The following is a 21,095-nucleotide window of genomic DNA, read 5'->3' as shown; positions in this document are numbered from 1 at the left end:
ATCAGTCGGGAACTATCACCCCAGGAGGGATGGCAGTCGAGATACAAGGGGCGAATTCATTCGCCTGAAGGCCGCGAAAAGGCGAATGAATTCGCCCCTACAGGTTGGGCATCGGCTGCATACGCTTGCTCTGGACGGGATTCGGGCAATCGCGCGATTGGCTGACGGGCCCGCCAATCTCTGTAGGGGCGAATTTATTCGCCAATAGGCCGTGCCAAGGCGAATGAATTCGCCCCTACACGCGGAACGATGGCTGCATGCGATGGCTGTTGGCGGAATCCGGGGCAAGCATACGATTGGCGTCGGGTCTGCACGATCCCTGTAGGGGCGAATTCATTCGCCAGAAAGCCCCGCCAGACGCACGAATTCACCCCATCACACACCGGAGATGCAGCGCCCTGCGGCGCTGCAGGCTTCGCTTACTTGCGCCCTTCGGCCAGGAAGTCCAGACAGGTGCGGTTGAACAGCTCGCGATACTCCACCATCACCCAATGCCCGCACTCGCTGAGTAGCACGAAGCGGATATTGCGGCAGGCAGCCATCAGCGTCTGCGCCCCGGAGGCCGGGCAGAACTTGTCGTTCACGCCCCAGAAACCGAGGATCGGGCACTGCAGCTCGCCCAGGCGCGGCGCCAGGTTCGGCACCTGCATGGTGGAGAGCACGCAACGCGGCTGCTGCTGGACCACGGCGACGCGCTCGGCGACGGTCTCGTCGCTGATCGTCGAGGCATCGTAGAGCTGCAGGCCGAGCAGGCGGCGCATGCCGGCGGCGTCGTTCAGCTCGCCATTGGCGAAGGCCGCGCCCATCTTCTGGATGCCTTCCATCTGCTGGTAGTACTCCTCCTTCTCCATCAGCGCGCCGGGTGCCATGAGGATCAGCTTGCTGACCCGCTGCGGCTGGTCCAGCGCCAGCTTGAGGGCGATGGCGCCGCCCAGCGAGTTGCCGACCAGCACGCAGCGCGGGATGTCCAGCGCATCGAGCAGGCCGCTCAGGGCATCGACGAAGAAGTCCAGGGTGTAGGCGGTTTCCGGCTTGTCCGAGGCGCCGTAGCCCGGCAGGTCGGGCACGATCACCCGGTAGCCGGCCTCGGCGAACTGCGGATAGTTCTGCTTGAAGTTGCTGTGGCCGCTGGCGCCCGGCCCGCTGCCGTGGATGAACACCACCGGCTCTCCGGAGCCGGCGTCCGTGCAGCCGGCCTCCGGAAAGCCGGCCTCAAGATAATGCAATTGCAGCCCATCGTTCAGCGTCACGAATCGCCCTTGCGGTAGCGCGCCCATGGCGGCCCTCCCCGTCTTATTGTTGGAAAGGCATTGTCCGAAGGGGAATCCGCGCCGGAATCGTCCGAGGAGACTAAGCAACAGCGCCGAGTCCGCGTGGACGAAGGCGCTCGCGCCCTGCCCCATTAGCCTTGGCGGCATCAGCGACTGGCTAAGGAGGTGGTGCATGCACGATCCGATCGATTTCAGCGGCAAGGTGGTCCTGGTGACCGGCGGCGGCAAGGGGGTGGGCCGCGGCATCAGCCAGAGCTTCCTCGAACGCGGCGCCGAGGTGGTGATCTGCGGGCGCAACGCACCCGAGCAGTTGCCGGCGCATGACGGCCGCCAGGCGCTGTTTCTGCCCTGCGACGTGCGCGACTTCGAGCAGGCCCAGCGCCTGGTCGAGGTGGTGGTCGAGCGTCACGGCCGCCTCGACGTGCTGGTCAACAACGCCGGCGGCGCCCCGCATGCCGACGCGGCGACCGCCTCGCCGCGCTTTTCCGAATCCATCATCCGCCTCAACCTGCTGGCGCCGCTGAACCTCTGCCAGCTGGCCAACCGGGTGATGCAGGCGCAGGCCGAGGGCGGCGCGATCATCAATATCTGCAGCGTCAGCGCCATCCGCCCCTCGCCCGGCACCGCCGCCTACGGCGCGGCCAAGGCGGGCCTGCTCAATCTCACCCGCTCGCTGGCGGTGGAGTGGGCGCCCAGGGTGCGGGTGAATGCGGTGACCGCCGGGCTGATCCTCACCGAGCAGGCCGAGCTGCACTACGGCGATGCCGAGGGGGTGGCGCGCGTTGCGGCGAGCATCCCGCTGCAGCGCATGGCCAGCCCGCAGGACATTGCCAATGCCTGTCTTTACCTGGCCTCGCCGATGGCCGGCTATGTCAGCGGGGTGGATATCTGCGTGCACGGCGGCGGGGAAAGTCCGGCCTTCCTGGCCGCTTCCAATGCCGGCTGACCACGTCACCTAACGAGGCACAACGAAAAACGGGGATCGCGACGATCCCCGTTTTTCGTTTGCGGCTACTGCCCAGGCCGTCAGGCGCTGCGTTGCAGGCACACGCCGCTGGCCTCGAAATGCCCGCGGAAGGTGGTTTCCACGATGCGCCACTGCCCGTCGATCAGGCGGTAGCGATCCTGGTAGAAGCCGCCCAGCTGGCGGGTCGCGCCGGTCTCGGCGTCGAGGTTGAAGTAGCACAGCGCCCAGCGCGCCACGGCCTCGTCCTCGCTCAGCAGGTCGATCTCCGGGTTGGAGCCGTGGTGCAGGTCGATCACCCGCGGCTGGCAGGCCAGCTCCTGGTAGAGCGCGACGAAGCTGTCGCGGTCGCGGAAAATCCCAATCGGGCCGTAGTCGATAAGGATCTCCCCTGCCGCGAAGCAGTCGCGGATCGTCTCGACCTGCTTGAGGTCGCAGGCGTTGAGATAGCGGTGCTTGAGCCGCTGGATCGCTTCCAGCGCCTCCAGGCGGGCGATGCGCTCTTCCAGGTTCATCACAGATCCCTCATCGTCAGGTTGGCTTCGCCCCAGTAGGCGCGCATGGAGCGGATGCAGCCTTCGGCGTCGAACTCCATTACGTCGATCACCTCGATCGAGCAGCGCCGCCCGTCCCAGTCGAGCTCGACGCGAAAGGGCATGGCGCCGTAGCCGTTGTGGGTGGCGCGGACGGCGCCCTGGAGACTGGCGCTGGCCCGGCTTTGCCCCAGTCCCTCGCGGTAGAACCGGCCGATGGCCTCGCGGCCTTGGTGGACCGGCGTGCCCACCGGGTCCTCGACCGTCGCATCGGCGGCATACAGGGCGAGGATGCCGTCGACATCGCCGGCATCCACCAGCTCGACGTAGAGCGCCATCCGGGCCTGGATCTGCTGTGGGGTAAGCATGGCGTCGCTCCTCAGGCGCGCACGCGCGGTTCGCGGGGCATGCCCAGCGCGCGTTCGGCGATGATGTTGCGCTGGATCTCGTTGGTGCCGCCGTAGATGGTGTCGGAGCGGCTGAACAGGAACATCGACTGCAGGCGGCCGAGCTGGTACGGCCCGTCTTCGAGCAATTCGGCGTCGGGGCCGAGCACGTCCATGGCCAGCTTGCCCAGATCGGCGTGCCAGCTGGCCCAGTTCAGCTTGTAGATCATCGCCTCGCGGCGCAGCGCGCCGTCCTGCGCGCCGGAGAGCATGCGCAGCGAGTTGTAGCGCAGGATGCGCAGGCCGCCCCAGGCCTCGGCGATGCGCTGGCGCAGCAGCGGATCGCGCGCGGCGCCGTTGGCGCGGGCGATGCGGATGATTTCCTCCAGCTCGTTCTGGAACAGCATCTGCTGGCCGAGGGTGGATACCCCGCGCTCGAAGCCGAGCAGCGCCATGGCGATCTTCCAGCCATCGCCGGGGGCGCCGAGGATGTTGGTGGCGTCCGTCTCGGCCTCGTCGAAGAACACCTCGTTGAATTCCGAGGTGCCGGTGAGCTGCTCGATGGGCCGCACCGTGACGCCCGGCTGGGCCATCGGCACCAGCAGGAACGACAGGCCCTGGTGGCCGACGCTGCCCGGCGTGGTGCGGGCGATCACGAAGCACCACTCGGACTCGTGGGCCAGCGAGGTCCACACCTTCTGGCCGCTGATCCGCCATTTGCCGCTGGCTTCGTCGAGCACCGCGCGGGTCTTGACGTTGGCGAGGTCCGAGCCGGCGCCCGGCTCGGAATAGCCCTGGCACCAGAACTCGGTGCCGGCGACGATGCCCGGCAGGAAGCGGCGCTGCTGCTCGGCGGTGCCGAAGGCGGCGATGGTCGGGCCAGCGAGACCCTCGCCGATATGGCCCATGCGCCCCGGGCCGCCGGCGCGCGCGTATTCCTCGTGGAAGATCACCTGCTGGCTGATCGACAGGCCGCGCCCGCCGTGCTCCGGCGCCCAGCCCACGCAGGTCCAGCGGCCCTTGGCGAGCTTGCGCTCCCAGGCCTTGCGCTCCTCGGGGAAGCTGTGTTCGTCGCCCGGGCCGCCGCGAAAGCGCAGCTGCTCGAACTCGCCGCCCAGGTTGTCCGCCAGCCAGGCGGCGACTTCGGCGCGGAAGGCTTCGTCCGCGGCGCTGAAACTGATCTTCATGCCGACTCTCCCATGAGCGCGGTGGCGATGCGTTCGCGGTGCCAGGACGGGGCGCCGAGGAAGGCCTCGCTGGCACGCGCGCGTTTGAAATACAGGTGCGGGTCGTACTCCCAGGTGAAGCCGACGCCGCCGTGCAGCTGGATCGACTCGGCCGCGCAGTGGAAGAAGGCTTCCGAACAGCGCGCCTTGGCTAGCGCGGCGGCCAGTGGCAGCTCAGCGGCGACGAAGGCATCGCCCTGCGTGTCGAGCATCTCCTGGGCCGCGCAGGCCGCGTAGTAGGCGGCCGAACGCGCGCATTCCACTTCGAGCATCATGTCCGCGGCGCGGTGCTTGATGGCCTGGAAGCTGGCGATCGGGCGGCCGAACTGCTGGCGCTCCTGGATGTAGGCCAGGGTCAGGTCGAGCGCCTGCTGGGCGCCGCCGGTCTGCTCGGCGGCCAGCGCCGCGCAGGCCAGTTGCAGCACCCTTTCCAGCAGCGGCCCGCCCTGCCCCGCCTCGCCCAGCAGCGCGTCGGCGCCGACGTACACCTGCTCGAGCTGCACCTCGGCGAGCTTGCGGGTCTGGTCGAGGGTCGGCTTCAGGCGGCGGCTGACGCCCGGCGTGGTGGCGTCCACGGCGAACAGGCTGATGCCCTGCGCGCCGCGCGCGGCGACGATCAGCAGGTCGGCGCTGTGGCCGTCGACCACATGGCGCAGCACGCCGTCGAGGACGAAGCCCTCGCCCTCGGCGCGCGCGCTGGCCTGCACCGCGTCCAGGCCCTGGCGATTGTCGCTGGCGTAGGCGAGGGTGGCGGTCAGGCTGCCCTCGGCCAGCTGCGGCAGCCAGCGCGCCTTCTGCGCGTCGCTGCCGCCCAGCAGCAGTGCCGGGGTGGCCAGGCAGGCGGTGGCGAAGAACGGCGAACAGAGCAGGCGGCGGCCCATCTGTTCGAGGAGGATGGCCAGTTCGACGAAGCCCAGGCCGAGGCCGCCGTACTGCTCGGGGATGTGGATGGCCGGCCAGACCATCTCGCCGCACAGCCGCTGCCATAGCGTCGGGTCGTAACCCTGCTCGCTGGCCATCGCCGCCCGCACGGCGGCGGAATCCGAGACGTCCGCGAGGAAAGCCTCGGCGGACGTGCGGATCATCTCCTGCTCGTCGCTGAATGCGAATTCCATATAGCTACCTTTTTCCAGGTCGTGGGGGCGCGCCGTGGGCGGCCGGTGGGATCGAGTCTGGCGACTGGGGCGTGGCGCGGAATCGTCCGCATGGACGATCCGCAGGCTGCAGGGTGCCAACGGGGCGATCCGTTGTAGGGGCGAATTCATTCGCCTTGGGCCGCAACGCGGCCCCGATGTTGCCGAGGGCAGGCCGAAGGCCTGCCTGGCGAATGAATTCGCCCCTACAGGACGGCGGCGCAGATCTCGGAAGCGATGCCTGGCGCTGAACGCGAAAAAGCGGCGGTCTTCCGGGGCGTGGGTCGTGGGGGCGTGGCGCGGAATCGTCCGCATGGACGATCCGCAGGCTGCAGGGTGCCAACGGGGGCGATCCGTTGTAGGGGCGACTTCATTCGCCTTGGGCCGCAACGCGGCCCCGATGTTGCCAAGGACAGGCCGAAGGCCTGCCTGGCGAATGAATTCGCCCCTACAGGACGGCGCGCAAACCTCAGAAGCTGTACTTGGCGCTGAACGCGTAGTAGTCGCGGTCAGCCAGCGGGCGCTTGTCCAGATCGGCGCTGCCCAGGAAGCCGTTGTAGGCGATCCCCAGCTCGAGGTTGTTGAGATACTTGCCGTTGAGGCCGACGCTCACGCGCTTGTCGCCCTCGCCGACCAGGCTGCCGAAGGCGCCGGCCACCGCGGCGGTGCCGCGGGCCTGATGGGCGAAGGAGATCGGCATGTTCAGGTCCCAGCCGTCGATGACGTTGTTCCACGACGGCGTCATCAGGAGCTGATAGGCCCAGGCGTTGCGGTCGTAGGTGAGCTCGTCGGAACGCATGCCCTCGAACTCGAAGGCATCGACGTCGTTGACGTGCAGGTAGGCGACCTCGGCGATGAAGGTGGTCTGGTCCGACAGCAGCATCGGGCCGGTGAGGTAGATGGCAGAGAGCTGGGCCTGGGTGGCGTCGGCGCGGGTGGCGGAGGCGCCGATCACCGAGTCGACCAGCACCGGTACTCCTTCCTTGTAGCTGACCTCGCCGGCCAGGTTCACATCGCCCAGGCGGGTCGAGAAGCTCGCCCCGCTCAGCTCGATGTCGTCGAAGTACACCACGCTGTACGAGGCCAGGAAGCCGTCCTCGAAATTCAGCGCCACATTGGGGTTCTTGTCGTGGTAGCGCAGGTGGTAGAGGCTCGCCTCGCTCTCGCTGCCGAGCGCGAAGCGCGCGCTCACCCCCCACTGGCCGCTGTCGCGGGGCTCGTCGTCATCCCCCTTGGGAATCACGAAGCCCGGCGCGGCGTAGATGAACTGGGCGCCCGGGCCGATCATGTCGGCGTAGGAGAAATAGCTGCCGACCGGGTCCAGCTCGGTGCGCTTGTACTCGTACTGGTAGTAGGCGGCCAAGCCGAAGTCCGGGCTGAGCTGCCACTGGGCGAGCACCTGGCCGACCGGCAGCAGGATGTCCTTCACCTCGGTGGCCGGCACGTTGGCCTTGGTGGCGTCGGCGGGCGACTGGGCGCCGGCGATGTTGGGGAAGAACAGGCTTTCCCCCCACTGCACCACCTGGCGACCGGCGCGCAGGTTGAGCATCGACTCCTCGCCGGTCTGCAGGCTGCCGTACAGGTAGGCGTCGAGGATGCGGCTGCGGCTGCCGGCGCGGTTCCTGGCCTGCGAGCTGAAGTGGTCGTGCGCGCCGGTCTTGTTGACGGTCTCCGGCGAGTCGTTGTCGTTGGCGTGGAAGTACACGTCATCGTAGAAGGTGCTGGCGCGCACGAAGCCGCCGTAGTTGCGGTACTTCAGGTCCAGCTCGCCGAGCAGCGCCACGCGGTTGTTGATCATCGCGCCGCCCTTGAAGTTGCGGTTGCCGTCGTCGGAGTTGACGGTGGTCGGCAGGCCGCTTTCCGGGTCGATCGGCCCGTCGACCAGGGCGCGGGCCGGATCGTGCTGGCGCCAGGCCGCGGCATAGGAAAGGTTGACCACGTAGTCGGCGTCGACCTCGTCGCCCAGCTCGAAGGAGCCGGCCGCTACCGGCGCGCCCAGCGGCAGCAGGCAGGCCCCGAGCAGCCACGGTGCCATCGCCCGATCTGCAAAATGCTTCATCTTCTGTCTCCTGATTGCCTGCCGCGCGGGGTTCGTTTCGCCCGTTCAGGGCGCGGCAGGTCGCGGCGACGACGGCATAGCGTCGTCACCGAGCCTATTGGGGAAGTTGGGGAAATCCCGTTTCGCCGGACCGCTCAGCGGCCCGCCTGGCGCAGCATGTCGGTGGTGTACATGAAGGGTTTCAGCCGGTCGCCGTTGAGCCGCGGCGCCTCGCCTTCGTTGGTCAGGCGGTCGGCGAGGTAGGCCCCGGACATCAGGTCGTGGTAGACCGTGACCCCGGCGTGGAACACCCGGGCGTCGTAGGCGTAGTAGGTGTTCATAAAGTTGGTCCGCCACAGCTGCCCGCGCGCGTCGTAGTTGTCGGCCATCACCGCCTGCCAGCTGTCCTCCTCGATGTACAGCACGCGCTTGGCGTAGCGGTGGCGATAGCCTTCCTTGAGGGTGGCTTCCAGCACCCAGACGCGGTGCGGCTCGTAGCGCATGGCGCGCGGGTCGATGCTGCCGGCCTTCAGCAGGTCGGCATACTTCACATCGGAGCCTTCCAGCCGGTAGCCGTTGTAGGGGATGTACAGCTCGCGCTTGCCGACCAGCTTCCAGTCGTAGCGCTCGGGGGAGCCGTTGAACAGGCGGTCGTCGTCGATGGTGCGGAAACCGCCCACGCCCAGCGGCATGTCGAAACCGAAGCCGGGGGACTGGCGCACGCGGCGGGCGCCGGGGTTGTACTGCCAACTGGTCTGCGGATTGGTCAGCTCGTTGAAGTAGGTGTAGGTCATCGACGCCTCGCCCTTCTGGCGTTCGGGCTTGAGCACGGTCGCCCGCGAGTAGGCGAAGATCCCCGTGGTCGGCTGGCCGATATCCTCCGGGCCGCCGGTCTTGTCGAGGATCTCGTAGCGCATCTGCCCCCAGGCCGCCTTGCCGTCCGGATAGACCACCGCCTGGTCGTAGACCGCATCCTCCTGGATGACGTAGGCCGGCAGCAGCATGTTGCGCAGCAGTTCGTCGCCGGTTTTCGGCAGCGGGAAAGGCGTGCCGCCCTTGAAGGCCTTCACCCCCATGTTGCCGTCCTCCAGCACGGCGGTCAGGGCGTTCTTGCGGGTGATGTCGCAGCGAATGTCGTCGAGGCGGAAGTCGCGGTGGCTGGGGTAGACGGGGATGGCGAAGCTCTGCGGATACTTGCGCAGCAGCGCCTTCTGGCCGTCGGACAGACGCTTGGCATACTGCTCCATGTTCTGCGCGGTGATGGTGTAGAGGGGCTTCTCGTCGGCGTAGGGATCGGGGTGGCGCGTACCCACGCCGTCGAACTTCATGCCCGGCGGGGTGCCCAGCCATTTGCCGCTGAACGCCGGGATCGAGCCATCGGCGTTGGCGGCCTTCTCGGCGCCGAAGCAGGTGAGTTCCTTGCCGAGCTTCTGCGCCTCGGCGCCGTCGATCTTGGCCCAGCTACCCTGGGCGACCAGCATTAGCAGTGCTGCCAGCGGCAGGCTGCTACGAAACGGGATATTCATGGCTTGCCTCTTGTTCTTGTTGTGCCCCAGGCCGCTCCCGACGGGGAGCGGTCCGTTGGTGATCGTTCGCGGTGGCGCGCCGATCAGGCGTGCTCGTGGCGCTTGACCTTGGTTTCGGTGGTGATGAAGGTGGCGCCGGTCTCGCAGGCGTAGGCGTGAACGTAGGCCTCGGCATCCAGGCAGACCTCCGGGGCCAGCAGGCCCTGGCCGGTCACCTGGCCGGCCAGCCAGGCCTCGATGGCCAGGCGCGCGCAGGTCGGGGTCGGGTCGGAGGTGCTGTCCGCGGTCTCCTCGACCGGCAGATCGAGGTGCTGCTCCAGTACCGAGCAGACTTCGGCGCCATCGCGCTCACCGATCACCTCCACGCGGAAGACCACCGCCCAGGGCTCGTCGGAAAGGTCGACGCTCATGCTCTTGAGGCCCGCCTCGCTGGTCAGGTGGCGGGTGAGGAACTTCAGCGGCGAGATGCCCAGTCCCTCGATCGGCTCGGTGCTGCCCAGGCCCAGGTCGATCAGCTTGCGCCAGATTTCCGAGCCGGCTTCGGGGAAGAAGCCGATGCGGTTGGTCACCTGCTTCACGCCCTTGATGAAGTACGGCAGGGTGACGGTTTCGCCGTGGCCGATGAAGAACGACGGATAGGGCTTGAACGGCAAGGAATACGGCACTTCCAGGCGGCCGCCCCAGCCCGGCATCTTGCGGTACGCGCCGTCGACGAACTGCAGCACCTCGCCGGCGGTGATGTGCATCATGTGGTCGACCACCGCGGGCGACAGCAGGCCCGGCACGAAGGGCACGGCGGTGGCCAGATGGATCTCGTGCACCGTGTCGAGGCGGTCGGCGAGCAGGCGGGCCATCACGTTGGTCAGCCCCGGCGTCGAGCCGCAACCGATGATCAGGCGGATCCCCGCGGCCAGCGCGCGCTGCCGCCAGGACGGATCGAGGAACAGTTGCTCGGCCACGTCGTGGTCGTCGTTGATGTCGATGTAGTCGACCCGCGCGCGCAGCGCGGCCTCGATGACCGGCACGGCGCTGCGGTAGAACGGCCCCACCGCGTTGAACACCAGATCGACGCCGTCGAGCAGCTCGTCCAGACAGGCGGGATCGAGCACATCGGCACGCACGCCGCGAACCCGCGGGCCCAGCTCGGCGGCGAGCTTCTCGGCAACGGCGAGATTGAGGTCGCCGACCACGCACTCCAGCTCGGGGTGGCGCGGGACCAGCTGCCGCGCCACGTTGGCGCCCACGTTGCCGCATCCCAATAGCAAGACTTTCATGCTTACTTCCTTCTTCTATGGTTGTTGTTCTTCTGCAAGGCATTCGCTGCGCGGGCACTGCCCGCTCAGACGAGGTGGAACTTGTCGGCCCAGCGCGCCGCCGGGATCAGCACGCGGCGGATCTTGGTTTCGAACAGGCCGGGGAACTGCACGGCTTTGGGCGTTTCCAGCGGCAGCAGGCAGGCGGCCAGGCGGCCGGCGGCCAGCGCCTCGGCGAGGTTGACGCCCATCATCGGGCCCAGCACGTTGCCCCAGGAGCCGAAGTTGTTGAGCGCCAGCACGCCATCGGCGACCTGGTACAACTTCGGATAGGCCGCCTCGTAGACCGAGGACGAATTGGCAGTCATGCCGGTCCAGTAGGACTCCAGCTCGATGAGCGTGTCGCCCAGCTGCGGGTAGGTGCGCCGCAGGTAGCGCAGGAAGTAGGCGAAATGATCCGCCGCGCTCTGCGCGCGGCCGGAGGCCGGAATGGTCGCGGTGATCAGGCGGTTGCGCCCGTCGACGACCAGCGGATACAGGCCGGCCGGGTACTGCATGAGCGCGACCCGCGCCGGGTTGATGATCTCCAGGGCCGCCTTCGGCAGCGGCCGGGTCGCCAGGCCGCAGGCCACCAGCGGGAACTGGGTGCGCGCCAGCTCCGGGAAGAAGGCATTGCCGGCGTGGCCGTTGGTGCACAGCACCACCTGCGGGGCGCGCACGCTGCCGACGGCGGTGCGCACGCGCCACGACGAGCCGCTGCGCTCGCAGCCCACCACGCTGGAGTTGCCATGCACCCGGGCGCCGAGGCGGGCGGCGGCAGCGATCATGCCGTTGGTGAACAGGAAGGGATTGACCCGGCCGCCTTCGCGCCAGTGGATGCCGTAGCTGTAGGCGCTGGTGCCGAGCAGCTCATTGAGGCGCTCGGCGCCGACCACGTCCACGTCATAGCCGAGGGACTTCCACTTCTTCACCTTGGTCTCTAGCGCGGCGTGCCGGCGGGTGGCTGCATCGACCATGCCGGACTGGGCGGCGTCGGCCTGCAACCCATGCTTGCGGCACAGATTGAAGACCACGTTGCGGTGCTCGATGAAGTAGTCGGTAAAGCGTCGCCCGCCGTCGGCATGGGCGCGCAGCGGCTCGAACGAGCCCAGGTAGGGCTGCACGTGCCCCGCGTTGCGGCCGGAGGCGCCGCTGCCCGGCTGATCCGCCTCCAGCACCACCACGGCGACGCCCTGCTCGGCCAGGCGCAGGGCCAGCGAAGCACCGGCCAGCCCGGCGCCGACCACCACCACGTCCGCCTCGATGTCCCGATCCAGGGCCGGGTAGGCCGGGATTTCCCCTGGCAGCGGCCAGCCGCTGAAGCGAATCGGCACCACCCCTGCCTCGTAGGCATCGGCTACCGGAAAGACGGGAACCTGCCCCGCCACTGCACTGCGCAACCCTCGCCCACTCACTGCCGCCTCCTCGCATTCACGCCACAACCCTCGCTTCGAACTGCGCAGGGCGCGGCGCAATCCCACCGCCGCTGCCTGCCACAGCGGTATCGATCCTATTGAGGAGGCGAAGCGGCGCTCCAGTACCAGCTGGTACTGCTGGGGGAGATCGGTCGCTGGGTAGACTCCGGGCCGGACTTTCCGACCCATCACCTGAAGAGATCGAGCATGGCGCGTATGCAACAGACGGCAGTGGCGCTGGACGGCGCAGCGCTCGCGGAGGCCGCCGAACGCCGCCCCGCGCCCCAGGCAGCGGCGGCCGCCCTGCCCGACCAGCGCCAGGGCTGGCTGCTGGTGGTTGGCCTGGCGGTGGTGCTGTGCGTGATCTTCGGCACCACCATCAGCGCCCTCGGCCTGTTCACCCTGCCGATCGCCACGGACCTGCACTGCAGCCACGAGCAGGCCGCGCGCATGGCCACCGCCTTCATGCTCAGCATGACCCTGAGCATGCCGCTGGCCGGCTGGCTGCTCGACCGCCTCGCGCCGCGGCCGGTGATGACCGCCGGCAGCGTGCTGGCGGCGCTGGGCTACCTGCTCGCCGCCGGCAGTCCCGACATCGACCGCCTCACCCTGGCCCTGGCGCTGGCCGGCATCGGCGTCGGCGCCTCGACCTACGTGCCGGCCATGACCCTGGCCGCCCGCTGGATGGCCCCCGCCCGGCAGGGCCTGGCCTTCGGCCTCCTGCTCGCCGGGGCCGCCATCGGCGGGGTGATCTTCCCCAACCTGCTCACCCGGCTGATCGGCGAACTCGGCTGGCGCAGCGTCATGCAGGCCATCGCCGGCCTGATCCTGCTGGTCTGCGTGCCCCTGCTGATGTGGCTGGCGCGCCTGCCCGATGCGCCGGCGGCGGCCAGCCCGCACGCGACGCAGGCGCTACCCGGCCACGCCATCGGCCAGGTGCTGCGCATGCCGCGCTACTGGCTGTGGATCGCCATGCAGCTGCTGCTGACCATGAGCGGCGTGGGCATCTACATCTCGCTGGTTGCCTGCCTGGTCGCGGCCGGCTATTCGGCGCAGACCGCCGCCAGCTGGTACGCCGGGGTGGGCGCCGCCTCCTTGGCGGGCAATTTCCTGTTCGGTGCGCTGAGCCAGCGCTTGAGCGCGAGGACCCTCCTGCTGTGCGGCAACGCCATCGGCATCGCCGGCGTGCTCTGCCTGCTGCTCGCCAGCCACCCGGCCTGGGGCCTGGCGGCGGTCGCGGTGTTCACCCTGGGCTGGGGCAGCACCTTCAACCTGGTCAACCAGCTCGCCCCGCTGCTGCTGGTGGAGGCCGTGGGCCCGCGCAACTTCGCCAGCCTGCTCGGCATCGGCAACCTGCTCGGCGGACTCGGCGCAGCCTTCGGCCCGGCCGCCGTCGGCTACCTGGTCGACTCCACCGGCAGCTACGCCCCTGCCCTGCTGCTCTGCGCCGCCCTGGCGGCCGCGGCCAGCGTGCCGATCACCCTGCAGCAGCGGCCCCCGGTCAATCCGCTGTAGGGGCGAATTCATTCGCCAAGCAGGCCCGCGGCCTGCCCCGGGCCACCTCTGGGGGCCGCGTTGCGGCCCATGGCGAATGGATTCGCCCCTACAGGTGAGCGCAGCATTTTCCGTAGGGTGGACAACGGCGCAGCCTTGTCCACCACAAAGGCCCGCCCCGACTCTCCTGCCCGCTCGATCCGCCGTGGGGAAATGTCTGCATGCGCTTGCCCCGGAAGGATTCGGGGGCCTCGCACGCACGGCTTCCGAGCCTGCACCATCTCTTGTAGGGGCGAATTTATTCGCCAAGCAGGCCAGCGGCCTGCCCAGGGGCGACCTCCGGGGGCCGCGTTGCGGCCCTTGGCGAATGAATTCGCCCCTACAGGAGAAATTGGCGGCCCTGTCGGGATACACCGCTCAGCGCAACAACGCGAAACTCTTGAACAGGATCCGCACCAGGTCCGTCTGCCCCTTGATGCCCAGCTTGGCGTAGATGTTCTTCGAGTAGTTGCGCGCAGCGGTCACCGCGATGCCCATCTGCCCGGCGGCTTCGCTGATGGTCTGGCCGCAGGCCAGCAGCGCGGCCAGGCGGGCTTCCTGGCGGGTCAGGTCGAGCAGCTGGGCGATCAGCTCCGCCGCCGAGCCGCCGGAGACCTGCTGCATGGCCAGGCTCTCGGTCAGCTCCGAGAGGTAGATGATCACGCTCGGTACGTGGCGGCCCTGGTAGTAGTAGTCGAACAGCGGCGCCGGCGTCGCCAGCATGCCGAGCAGCACGCCGTCCTGGGCGTGCTGGCGCACCAGTTCGCCACGGTAGCGCCCGCCTTCCTGCGTCCTGGCCGCGATGGCATTGCCGATGGCCTTGTCCAGTGCGCGCTGGGCCGTTCGGTCCTGCAGTTGCACGCGGCCATGGCTCAGCTCGATGCCTTGGTGCTTGTCGACGATCGCCCGCGCCGCCCGGTTGACGCACAGCAGCTGTCCATCGCCGTCGAGCAGCAGGCAGCCGAGCAGCAGATGATCCAGGCAGCCTTCGTAAATCGACTTTTCCGCCTCCTGGCGCTTGAGCCGGGCGAACAGGCCTAGGGCGCGGGACAGGTGCGGCAACAGCGCGCCGATCAGCTCCAGCTCACTGGCCGCGAACGGCCGCTGCGGTTCGCAGTGGCCGCGGATCACGTCGATCCAGCAGCGCATGCCGCCCGGCTCGGCGAAGCAGGTGCGCAGGCAGCTGGCGAGATTGAGGAAGGCCATGAACTCGGCGCAGTCCGGCTCGACGTCCTGCGGGCCGAACACCAGCACCTCGCCCGGGCGCAGCGACTTGGGGTCGACCAGCTCGACATGCGCGAAACGCTCGCGGTGGACCCGCTCCGCCTGTAGCCAGTCGGTGCCGTCGTCCGGATCGACGGACATCACCTGGATATCGGTCGGCCGATCCTCGGCGTGCAGCAGGGTGACGGTGACGTTGATCGCCGCCAGCACCTGGCGCAGGCGGTCGGCCAGAGCGGCCCAGGGCCGGGCTTCGTTGAGGCCTTCATAGACCAGCCCGATCAGCTCGGGCAGCACGGTGGCGCCGCTGGCCGGTGGCGCGACCGGGTGTTTCGGGACGGCGGCAGCCTGCATGGGAGCCTCTCCTCTCGGGCAACGCCCTCCCCGGGGAGGGCCGGGATATGGCGTCGGCGCTCAGCCGGCGGCCGCGAAGGTGGTGCCGGCGCCGATGGCCAGTCTTCCGCCGAACAGCGCCTCGCGGATCCGTGCCTTGTCCGCACCGCGTCCGCCCCAGGCCTTGTCCAGCGCCCAGGCACGCTTCATGAAAATCTGCAGATCCATTTCCCACGTGTAGCCCATCGCGCCGTGGGCCTGGATGGCGTGCCTGGCCGCCAGCAGCGCGGCCTCGCCGCAGGCCAGGCGGGCGTGGGAAACCAGCACGTCCTGCGCGGCCTGGTCGTGGGCGATGGTGTAAGCGGCGCGATACAGCGGCGGCTTGGCGAACTCGATCTGCACTGCGACGTTGGCCATCAGATGCTTGACCGCCTGGAACGAGCCGATCGGCTTGCCGAACTGCTTGCGCTCGAAGCTGTAGTCCACCGCGAGATCAAGCATGCGCAGGGCCAGGCCGAGCAGTTGGGCGGCGGTGCCCAGCTTGCCGCGGTTCAGGCTGGCGGCCCACAGCGCCCTGCCCTGCGCGCCGGCGGCCACGCGGGTGGCGGCGCCGGGCGTCCAGTCGACCCGGAACAGCCGGCGGCTGGGGTCGAGCGAGGCGTTGGCGGTCAGCGTCACCGCGGCGCGCGGCACGGCGTGCACCTCGTCGCCATGCGCCAGCAGCAACAGGTCGGCGACATGCGCGTCGGCCACCAGCGCACGCCCCGGCTGCCCCACCGCCAGGCGCGCCGTGCCCGCCGCCACCCGGGGCAGCCAGGTGTCCTTGAGCTGGGCCCGGTCATCGTCGAGCGCCGCCAGCAGCGGCACGCCGACCAGCACGGTATCCACCAGCGGTTCGGGCAGGCCGGCGTAGCCGCATTCCTGGGCGATCAGCACGCAGTCCAGTTCGTTCATGCCCAGTCCGCCATGGCCTTGCGGCACGCTCAGGGCCGGCAGGCCGAGCTCGACCAGCTGCGCCCAGAGTGCGTCGCTGCGGCCGCTCGGGCTGTCCCACAGCTCGCGGATCAGCTCGGGCGTCACCTCGTTGGTGAAGAACTGGTGGACGCTTTCATGGAACAGCAGTTGGTCGTTGCTGAAGGTGAAGTCCATGGTCGCTGCTCCTCAGGCGCGCGGCATGCCGAGCATGCGCTCGGCGATGATGTTGCGTTGAATCTCGTTGGTGCCGGCGTAGATCGGCCCGGCCTGGGCGAACAGGAAGCCGTCCAGCCACTGGCCGACCTCGCCGGCGTCCGGCGCCTCCGGCAGCAGCTCGGCACGCTCGCCGAGGATGCTCAGGGCGGTCTCGTGCATGCGCTGGTCGAGTTCCGACCAGAAGATCTTGTTGGTCGACGACTCGGGGCCGATCTTGCCGCCCTGCACCAGCCGCGAGGCGGTCATGTAGGTGCTCAGGGTGTAGGCCTCGGCGTCCAGCCAGGCGCGCATCACCGCCTCGCCGATGGCCGGGTCGCGGTCGGCCTGCTCGCGGTTGGCCAGGTACAGCTGCACCAGGCGCCGCGCGGTTTCCTGGAAGCGCGCCGGCGAGCGCAGCAGCAGCCCGCGCTCGAAGCCGGCGGTGGACATCGCCACCTGCCAGCCCATGCCCTCGCCGCCGAGCACGTTCTCCGCCGGCACCTTCACATCGTCGAAGAAGATCTCGGCGAAGCCCGCCAGGCCGTTGAGCTGGCGGATCGGCCGCACGGTGACGCCGGGGCTGTCCAGCGGCAGGAGGATGAAGGTCAGGCCATGGTGGCGACTGGAGTGCGGATCGCTGCGGAAGATGCCGAACAGCCAGTCGGCCCACACCGCGCGGGTCGACCAGATCTTCTGGCCGTTGAGCACGTAGTGGTCGCCGTCGCGCCTGGCCGTGGAGCGGATCGCCGCCATGTCCGAACCGGCGCCCGGCTCCGACCAGCCCTGCGCCCAGATGTCCTGGCCGGTGGCCATGCGCGGCAGGAAGCGCGCCTGCTGCTCGGCGGTGCCGAACTCCATCAGGGTCGGGCCGAGCAGGAAGATGCCGTTCTGGTTGACCCGCGCCGGGGCGCCGGCCCGGTAGTACTCCTCCTCGAAGATCAGCCACTCGATCAGGTCGCAGCCGCGCCCGCCCAGCTCGGTCGGCCAGGTCACCATGCCCCAGCGGCCCTCGTTGAGCCGGGCCTCCCAGGCGCGGTGTTGCTGGAAGCCTTCCGCGGTATCGAAGGACGCCAGCGGCGTGGCCGGCACGTTGGCGGCCAGCCAGGCGCGCGCTTCGGCGCGCAAGGCCTGCTGGGCCGGGGTGTAGTTCAGTTGCATGGTCGGCCTGCCTCAGCCTGGGAAAATCGCGCGCTGCGCCTCTCGACGACGAAGCCGCGCGCCTGCCGGAAATCCTGCGAGCGGCAGGCCCGTCCACGGATAGCCATGCGGCGCACCCCTCGCGCGTGTTCATGGGGGCCTGCCGTGAGGCCCCATGAATCGGATTTAACTCCCGCGTCAGGGGGCCAACATCGTCCTATGGGACTAACGCGCGGGTCGCTGGCGACTGGCTTGCCGGGCGACTGCGGGCGATTTGCTGGCCTGTAGGGGCGAATTCATTCGCCTTGGGCCGCAACGCGGCCCGGCTGTTGCCAAGGGCAGGCCGAGGGCCTGCCTGGCGAATGAATTCGCCCCTACAGCGGGTCATGCGTTCGCCCTGGGGACTGCGGGCGCGGGATAGTCGGCCAGGAAGGCCGCCGCGAAGTTCTCCAGCATCTCGTCCGGCAGGTGGTTGATGCCGGCGGCGCGCTTGCGGCCGCCGCCGCTGGGGTAGCGCCGGCAGAAGGCATCGGCCTCCAGCGCGGCGGCGGGGACCCGCAGGCTGAAGGTCCAGCCGCCGTCGGCGCGCGCCGAGAGCAGCCCCAGCGCGCGCTGCGGATCGGCGGCCGCCAGCTGGTTGGCCAGCACTCCGCTGACCCGGCGCGCCCAGGGTGCGTCAGGCAGGCGGTACAGGCGGGCTCCCGGCACCTCCCGCCACGGGCGCAGTGCGGCGGCTTCCGCCATATCGGCCGCATGGCCTTCGCGCAGGCGCTGGAAGCTCGGGCTATCGCGCACGAAGTCGAGCGGGTCCCGGTACGGCAGCAGCTGCGCCGCCAGCGCCAGCGGGTCGAAATGCAGGTCGGCCGGCTGCTCGCCGTAGGCGTTGTAGTTGAGCAGCAGGCCCAGCTCGGCGAGCAGCGTGGTGTCGCCCTCCCCCAGCCCGTGGCGCAGGGCCAGCGCCCGCGCCGGTCCCGGCATGCCGTCGCCGAAGGCCGCCGCCACCGCCCAGCGGTGGAAGCGGCCGTCGAGGAAGCGATCCACCAGCAGGCTGGTGCAGACGTCCGCGGCGGTGTCGATGAACGACTCGAACCCCGGATGCTCCGGCAGCTCGCCGGCGAAGTGGTGGTCGAAGTAGCGCACCCGGACCCCGCCGGCGAGCAGCCGCGCGACATCCGCGCGGTTGCTGTCGTGGGCGATGTCCAGCACCGTGACCCGCTCGCCGGGGCCGGCCTGCACCCGTTCGAGCAGGCCGATGTCGCGTTTCACCCCGCTGACCAGGCGCACCGCCGCGTCCAGTTCGCCGGCCAGGCGCAGTTGCTGCAGGGCGCACAGCCCGTCGGCGTCGCCGTTGAAGGCGCAATGATCCAGCATGTTCGCCTCCTCAGCGCATCCGCTCGCCGTTGGTGTCGAGCTGGGCGCCATTGATCGCACTGGCATAGTCGGAGACCGGGAACAGCGCGGGCTCGATGTCCCCGCCGGGTCCGATGCCGGAGAGCATCCCAACCTTGTCGTTCAGCAGCATGTGGTTTTTCTCTGTGCTTGTTGTCGGGCGGGAAAATCAGTGGGCCAGGTGGCGGGTGCGATAGGCGCCGTAGTCCTGTTCCAGGCGGGCCTCGTCCAGGCCGAAGGCGGCCGCGTCGTACTGGTGGGCGGCGCGCTTGTCGCGGCCGTTCAGCGCCAGCCAGGCAGCCATCGCCACCTGGGTCGCCGGCGCCAGTTCGAGGCCGGCGAAGCGGTAGATGCGCTCCACCACATCCAGCGGGGCCTGCACGGTGTCCTCGAAGCGCACGTCGAGGAAGGCGCCGGCCGGCATCCGCTCGCGGACCGCCATGCTGTGGCGCAGGGCGCGGGCCATGCGGCTGTTCCACTGCTCGCCGACCTGGGCCGGGTCGGCCTGGTCGCTGTACATCTGCCAGAGGGTATGGATGAAGCTGGCCAGCGACGGAATGGTCTTGCCCGGATCGCGGTGGGTGAGGATCACCTGCGCGCCGGGGAACACCTTGAGCAGCAGCTCCAGGGTGTGCAGGTGCTGCGGACTCTTGAGCAGCCAGCGCCGCCCCGGGGCGATGCCGCGGCGGGCCTGCTGCCACTGCAGGAACTGCAGGGTCTTCTTCAGGTAAGCGTAGACCTGGGTCTGCTCCTGGCGATCGAGCCAGGCGGTGTAGTCCGGCACGTTGACGTAGGAGTCCATGGCGCAGAGGAAGGAGTGCTCCATCAGCATGAACTCCTCGTCCGGCTGCTCGGCGTCTAGCGGGTGGATGGCGAGGATCTGCGGCACGAACTCGATCATCGCCGCCACTTCGCCGCGCGCCCGGCCGATGCGCTGGTCCGGCCGCTCCAGGCTTTCCCCGGGCAGCGGCGCCGGATAGCGGGTCTCCCACCACTGCGCCTTGCTGAACTGCGGGTCCACCGCCAGCAGGCGCTGCAGCAACGTGGTGCCGGTGCGCGGCAGGCCGACGATCACCAGCGGGTCGTCGACGGGCTGCTCGAGGATCTCCGGGAAGCGCTTGCAGTGGTCCTCGATCACCAGGCGGTTGGCCAATTGCGACACCAGCTTCTCGCGCAGCAGGGTCGCGCCCTGGGCCGACAGGCGGGCCTGCCCGTGCAGGGCCGGCTCCAGCACGCGCAGGGCCTCGCGAAAATCGCCGGGACCGAAGTCGTCCAGCCCTTCGGTGCGGGCGCTGGCCTCGGCCAGCAGGCTGTCGGGGGCGAAGGAAACGGAATGGCTCATTGCAGCTCCTCGAGGTGGGCGAGCTTGACCACGCGGGTGGTGGGATGGACCGGGGACTGGGCGCCGACCCAGCGCAGGCAGAAGGTGCCGTCGGCATGCCCGGCGGTTTCCAGCCAGTTGGGCAGGCCGGGATCGCGGTGACTGAGCACCAGGCGCACGCCGCCTCGGCCGTCGAGCCGCGCCGAGTGCTTGTTCAGGCAGATGCGGTGGTAGCGGTAGTCCAGCGACTCCATCCAGTAGTTGTCGATCTGCAGGTTCCAGAAGTCGCAGTCGGGTACCTGCTCCACTTCGATCAGCAGCGCCTCGTCCTCGGCCAGCTTCCAGTAGCCGTGGTAGTAAAAGATGTTCGGATCGCCGCCCACCGCCTGGCACAGCGCCTGGTCGGCCGGCGGCAACTGGTTCGGCCGGGCCTGGTAACCCTCGGCCCAGTCGGCGAACAGCCGCGCGGTGTTCTCGACGAAGCTGGCGACCCGCCCCAGGCTCTGCTGCAGACGTTCGGCAGTCAGGGGGTCGGGCTGCTGCCGGTTGTCCAGACGCTCGATGCGCAGTTGGGCCGGCTGCTCGGCGCCGCGGTCGAGGAAAGTCTGGCGCACGATCAGCGCGTTGCTCGCCGGCTCCAGGCGCAGCCAGTTGCCGCTGGCCGGCGGCTGCTGGCTGAGGATCAGCTCGAAGCTGCCGTCGGCCTCCAGCTGCAACTGGCTGGCGTCGATGAAGCCGGTCTGGATCATCGTGCCGTCGCTCTCGTAGCCGCCCTTCTGGGTGCCGAAGCTGAGGTAGGCCACGCTGCCGCGCCGGCCGCTGACCCGGTACTGGTTCTCGCCGTTGAGGCGGGCGTACTGGTACAGGTTGTCCGGGTTGTCGGCGCCGATCTTGGCCGTCTCATGGGACGGCGAGAAGAAGCCGGGGAAGTCCGGGTCGGCGAACTCCAGGTGCATTTCCAGGGCGATGCGCAGCAGGCGGGTGAGGTAGCGGTAACCCTCCGCGCGGTTCAGCGCGTCGCTGGGCGCCTCGGCCCGCAGGATCTGCTCGCCACACCGCTTGAGCTGGTCGCAGAAATCGCTCCAGACCTGCCCGCTGCATACCTGCCGTTCGATCTCGTCTATCGCCATGTCGGTCTCCTCTGGTCCGGCGCAGGGGGCGCCGCTGTCGTCACCTTAGGGAGGCCGCGGGCATCGATTCTTCGTCT

At 69.2% G+C, this 21,095-nt stretch carries 18 protein-coding genes; 2 read left to right on the top strand and 16 right to left on the bottom strand.

The annotated features are described in order from the left end of the window. Positions 1–419 precede the first annotated feature (419 nt). Complete coding sequence (locus LMJ29_RS01860; protein WP_229603466.1) at positions 420–1,277, bottom strand: alpha/beta fold hydrolase; 858 nt, start codon at positions 1,275–1,277, stop codon at positions 420–422. Positions 1,278–1,443: 166 nt separating this feature from the next. On the opposite strand from LMJ29_RS01860, the gene LMJ29_RS01855 reads away from it, so the two are divergent. Beyond that, positions 1,444–2,217, top strand: coding sequence for an SDR family oxidoreductase (locus LMJ29_RS01855; RefSeq protein ID WP_229603464.1), 774 nt, complete (start codon positions 1,444–1,446; stop codon positions 2,215–2,217). An 80-nt stretch (positions 2,218–2,297) separates the two neighbouring features. Here LMJ29_RS01855 and LMJ29_RS01850 read toward each other — a convergent pair whose 3' ends face one another. From LMJ29_RS01850 to LMJ29_RS01815, 8 genes are all read right to left on the bottom strand, one after another. Next, positions 2,298–2,750, bottom strand: coding sequence for a nuclear transport factor 2 family protein (locus LMJ29_RS01850; RefSeq protein ID WP_229603462.1), 453 nt, complete (start codon positions 2,748–2,750; stop codon positions 2,298–2,300). Beyond that, positions 2,750–3,136, bottom strand: a complete 387-nt coding sequence (locus LMJ29_RS01845) for a steroid Delta-isomerase (protein ID WP_229603460.1) — start codon at positions 3,134–3,136, stop codon at positions 2,750–2,752. The genes LMJ29_RS01850 and LMJ29_RS01845 overlap by 1 nt, the downstream gene beginning before the upstream one ends. Positions 3,137–3,147: 11 nt before the next feature. Beyond that, the gene (locus LMJ29_RS01840) at positions 3,148–4,341 is read right to left on the bottom strand and encodes an acyl-CoA dehydrogenase family protein (RefSeq protein WP_229603458.1); all 1,194 of its coding nucleotides are present in this window, start codon (positions 4,339–4,341) and stop codon (positions 3,148–3,150) included. Continuing rightward, positions 4,338–5,495, bottom strand: a complete 1,158-nt coding sequence (locus LMJ29_RS01835; protein WP_229603456.1) for an acyl-CoA dehydrogenase family protein — start codon at positions 5,493–5,495, stop codon at positions 4,338–4,340. Before LMJ29_RS01835 ends, LMJ29_RS01840 begins: the two co-directional genes overlap by 4 nt. Positions 5,496–5,982: 487 nt before the next feature. After that, positions 5,983–7,572 (bottom strand): DUF1302 domain-containing protein, encoded by a 1,590-nt coding sequence (locus tag LMJ29_RS01830; protein WP_229603454.1) that lies wholly within the window; start codon positions 7,570–7,572, stop codon positions 5,983–5,985. Between the two features lie 134 nt (positions 7,573–7,706). Further along, positions 7,707–9,077, bottom strand: coding sequence for a DUF1329 domain-containing protein (locus LMJ29_RS01825; RefSeq protein ID WP_229603452.1), 1,371 nt, complete (start codon positions 9,075–9,077; stop codon positions 7,707–7,709). 83 nt (positions 9,078–9,160) lie between these two features. Beyond that, a complete protein-coding gene (locus tag LMJ29_RS01820; RefSeq protein ID WP_229603449.1) occupies positions 9,161–10,351 on the bottom strand; it encodes a saccharopine dehydrogenase family protein in 1,191 nt (396 codons plus the stop codon). 65 nt (positions 10,352–10,416) lie between these two features. Further along, a complete protein-coding gene (locus LMJ29_RS01815) occupies positions 10,417–11,703 on the bottom strand; it encodes an NAD(P)/FAD-dependent oxidoreductase (RefSeq protein WP_229603446.1) in 1,287 nt (428 codons plus the stop codon). Positions 11,704–11,991: 288 nt separating this feature from the next. On the opposite strand from LMJ29_RS01815, the gene LMJ29_RS01810 reads away from it, so the two are divergent. Continuing rightward, positions 11,992–13,299, top strand: coding sequence for an MFS transporter (locus LMJ29_RS01810; protein WP_229603443.1), 1,308 nt, complete (start codon positions 11,992–11,994; stop codon positions 13,297–13,299). 396 nt (positions 13,300–13,695) lie between these two features. Here LMJ29_RS01810 and LMJ29_RS01805 read toward each other — a convergent pair whose 3' ends face one another. From LMJ29_RS01805 to LMJ29_RS01775, 7 genes are all read right to left on the bottom strand, one after another. Continuing rightward, positions 13,696–14,892, bottom strand: a complete 1,197-nt coding sequence (locus LMJ29_RS01805) for a helix-turn-helix transcriptional regulator (RefSeq protein ID WP_229603440.1) — start codon at positions 14,890–14,892, stop codon at positions 13,696–13,698. A 60-nt stretch (positions 14,893–14,952) separates the two neighbouring features. After that, positions 14,953–16,020: an acyl-CoA dehydrogenase family protein gene (locus tag LMJ29_RS01800; RefSeq protein ID WP_229603437.1), complete on the bottom strand. Its 1,068-nt coding sequence runs from the start codon at positions 16,018–16,020 to the stop codon at positions 14,953–14,955. Positions 16,021–16,032: 12 nt separating this feature from the next. After that, positions 16,033–17,199, bottom strand: coding sequence for an acyl-CoA dehydrogenase family protein (locus LMJ29_RS01795; RefSeq protein WP_229603434.1), 1,167 nt, complete (start codon positions 17,197–17,199; stop codon positions 16,033–16,035). 363 nt (positions 17,200–17,562) lie between these two features. Beyond that, on the bottom strand, positions 17,563–18,549 hold the full coding sequence (locus LMJ29_RS01790) for an acetyltransferase (RefSeq protein ID WP_229603431.1): 987 nt from the start codon (positions 18,547–18,549) through the stop codon (positions 17,563–17,565). A 10-nt stretch (positions 18,550–18,559) separates the two neighbouring features. Further along, positions 18,560–18,700: a hypothetical protein gene (locus LMJ29_RS01785; RefSeq protein ID WP_229603428.1), complete on the bottom strand. Its 141-nt coding sequence runs from the start codon at positions 18,698–18,700 to the stop codon at positions 18,560–18,562. Between the two features lie 36 nt (positions 18,701–18,736). Further along, positions 18,737–19,909 carry a sulfotransferase family protein gene (locus LMJ29_RS01780; RefSeq protein WP_229603427.1) on the bottom strand — a complete coding sequence of 391 codons (1,173 nt, stop codon included), beginning with the start codon at positions 19,907–19,909 and terminating at the stop codon, positions 18,737–18,739. Then, positions 19,906–21,018: a DUF1214 domain-containing protein gene (locus LMJ29_RS01775; RefSeq protein ID WP_229603426.1), complete on the bottom strand. Its 1,113-nt coding sequence runs from the start codon at positions 21,016–21,018 to the stop codon at positions 19,906–19,908. The genes LMJ29_RS01780 and LMJ29_RS01775 overlap by 4 nt, the downstream gene beginning before the upstream one ends. Positions 21,019–21,095: the final 77 nt, after the last annotated feature.

Origin of the sequence: Pseudomonas oryzagri (assembly GCF_020831405.1) — a bacterium.
Lineage (GTDB): Bacteria > Pseudomonadota > Gammaproteobacteria > Pseudomonadales > Pseudomonadaceae > Geopseudomonas > Geopseudomonas oryzagri.
The sequence above is the reverse complement of the archived record's forward strand: the minus strand, read 5'-3'. Positions and strand labels throughout refer to the sequence as shown.

Coding starts and splice junctions, on each gene's coding strand:
- LMJ29_RS01860 (WP_229603466.1), bottom strand. CDS start 1,277: ATGGGCGCGCTACCGCAAGGGCGATTCGTGACGCTGAACGATGGGCTG.
- LMJ29_RS01855 (WP_229603464.1), top strand. CDS start 1,444: ATGCACGATCCGATCGATTTCAGCGGCAAGGTGGTCCTGGTGACCGGC.
- LMJ29_RS01850 (WP_229603462.1), bottom strand. CDS start 2,750: ATGAACCTGGAAGAGCGCATCGCCCGCCTGGAGGCGCTGGAAGCGATC.
- LMJ29_RS01845 (WP_229603460.1), bottom strand. CDS start 3,136: ATGCTTACCCCACAGCAGATCCAGGCCCGGATGGCGCTCTACGTCGAG.
- LMJ29_RS01840 (WP_229603458.1), bottom strand. CDS start 4,341: ATGAAGATCAGTTTCAGCGCCGCGGACGAAGCCTTCCGCGCCGAAGTC.
- LMJ29_RS01835 (WP_229603456.1), bottom strand. CDS start 5,495: ATGGAATTCGCATTCAGCGACGAGCAGGAGATGATCCGCACGTCCGCC.
- LMJ29_RS01830 (WP_229603454.1), bottom strand. CDS start 7,572: ATGAAGCATTTTGCAGATCGGGCGATGGCACCGTGGCTGCTCGGGGCC.
- LMJ29_RS01825 (WP_229603452.1), bottom strand. CDS start 9,077: ATGAATATCCCGTTTCGTAGCAGCCTGCCGCTGGCAGCACTGCTAATG.
- LMJ29_RS01820 (WP_229603449.1), bottom strand. CDS start 10,351: ATGAAAGTCTTGCTATTGGGATGCGGCAACGTGGGCGCCAACGTGGCG.
- LMJ29_RS01810 (WP_229603443.1), top strand. CDS start 11,992: ATGGCGCGTATGCAACAGACGGCAGTGGCGCTGGACGGCGCAGCGCTC.
- LMJ29_RS01805 (WP_229603440.1), bottom strand. CDS start 14,892: ATGCAGGCTGCCGCCGTCCCGAAACACCCGGTCGCGCCACCGGCCAGC.
- LMJ29_RS01800 (WP_229603437.1), bottom strand. CDS start 16,020: ATGGACTTCACCTTCAGCAACGACCAACTGCTGTTCCATGAAAGCGTC.
- LMJ29_RS01795 (WP_229603434.1), bottom strand. CDS start 17,199: ATGCAACTGAACTACACCCCGGCCCAGCAGGCCTTGCGCGCCGAAGCG.
- LMJ29_RS01790 (WP_229603431.1), bottom strand. CDS start 18,549: ATGCTGGATCATTGCGCCTTCAACGGCGACGCCGACGGGCTGTGCGCC.
- LMJ29_RS01785 (WP_229603428.1), bottom strand. CDS start 18,700: ATGCTGCTGAACGACAAGGTTGGGATGCTCTCCGGCATCGGACCCGGC.
- LMJ29_RS01780 (WP_229603427.1), bottom strand. CDS start 19,909: ATGAGCCATTCCGTTTCCTTCGCCCCCGACAGCCTGCTGGCCGAGGCC.
- LMJ29_RS01775 (WP_229603426.1), bottom strand. CDS start 21,018: ATGGCGATAGACGAGATCGAACGGCAGGTATGCAGCGGGCAGGTCTGG.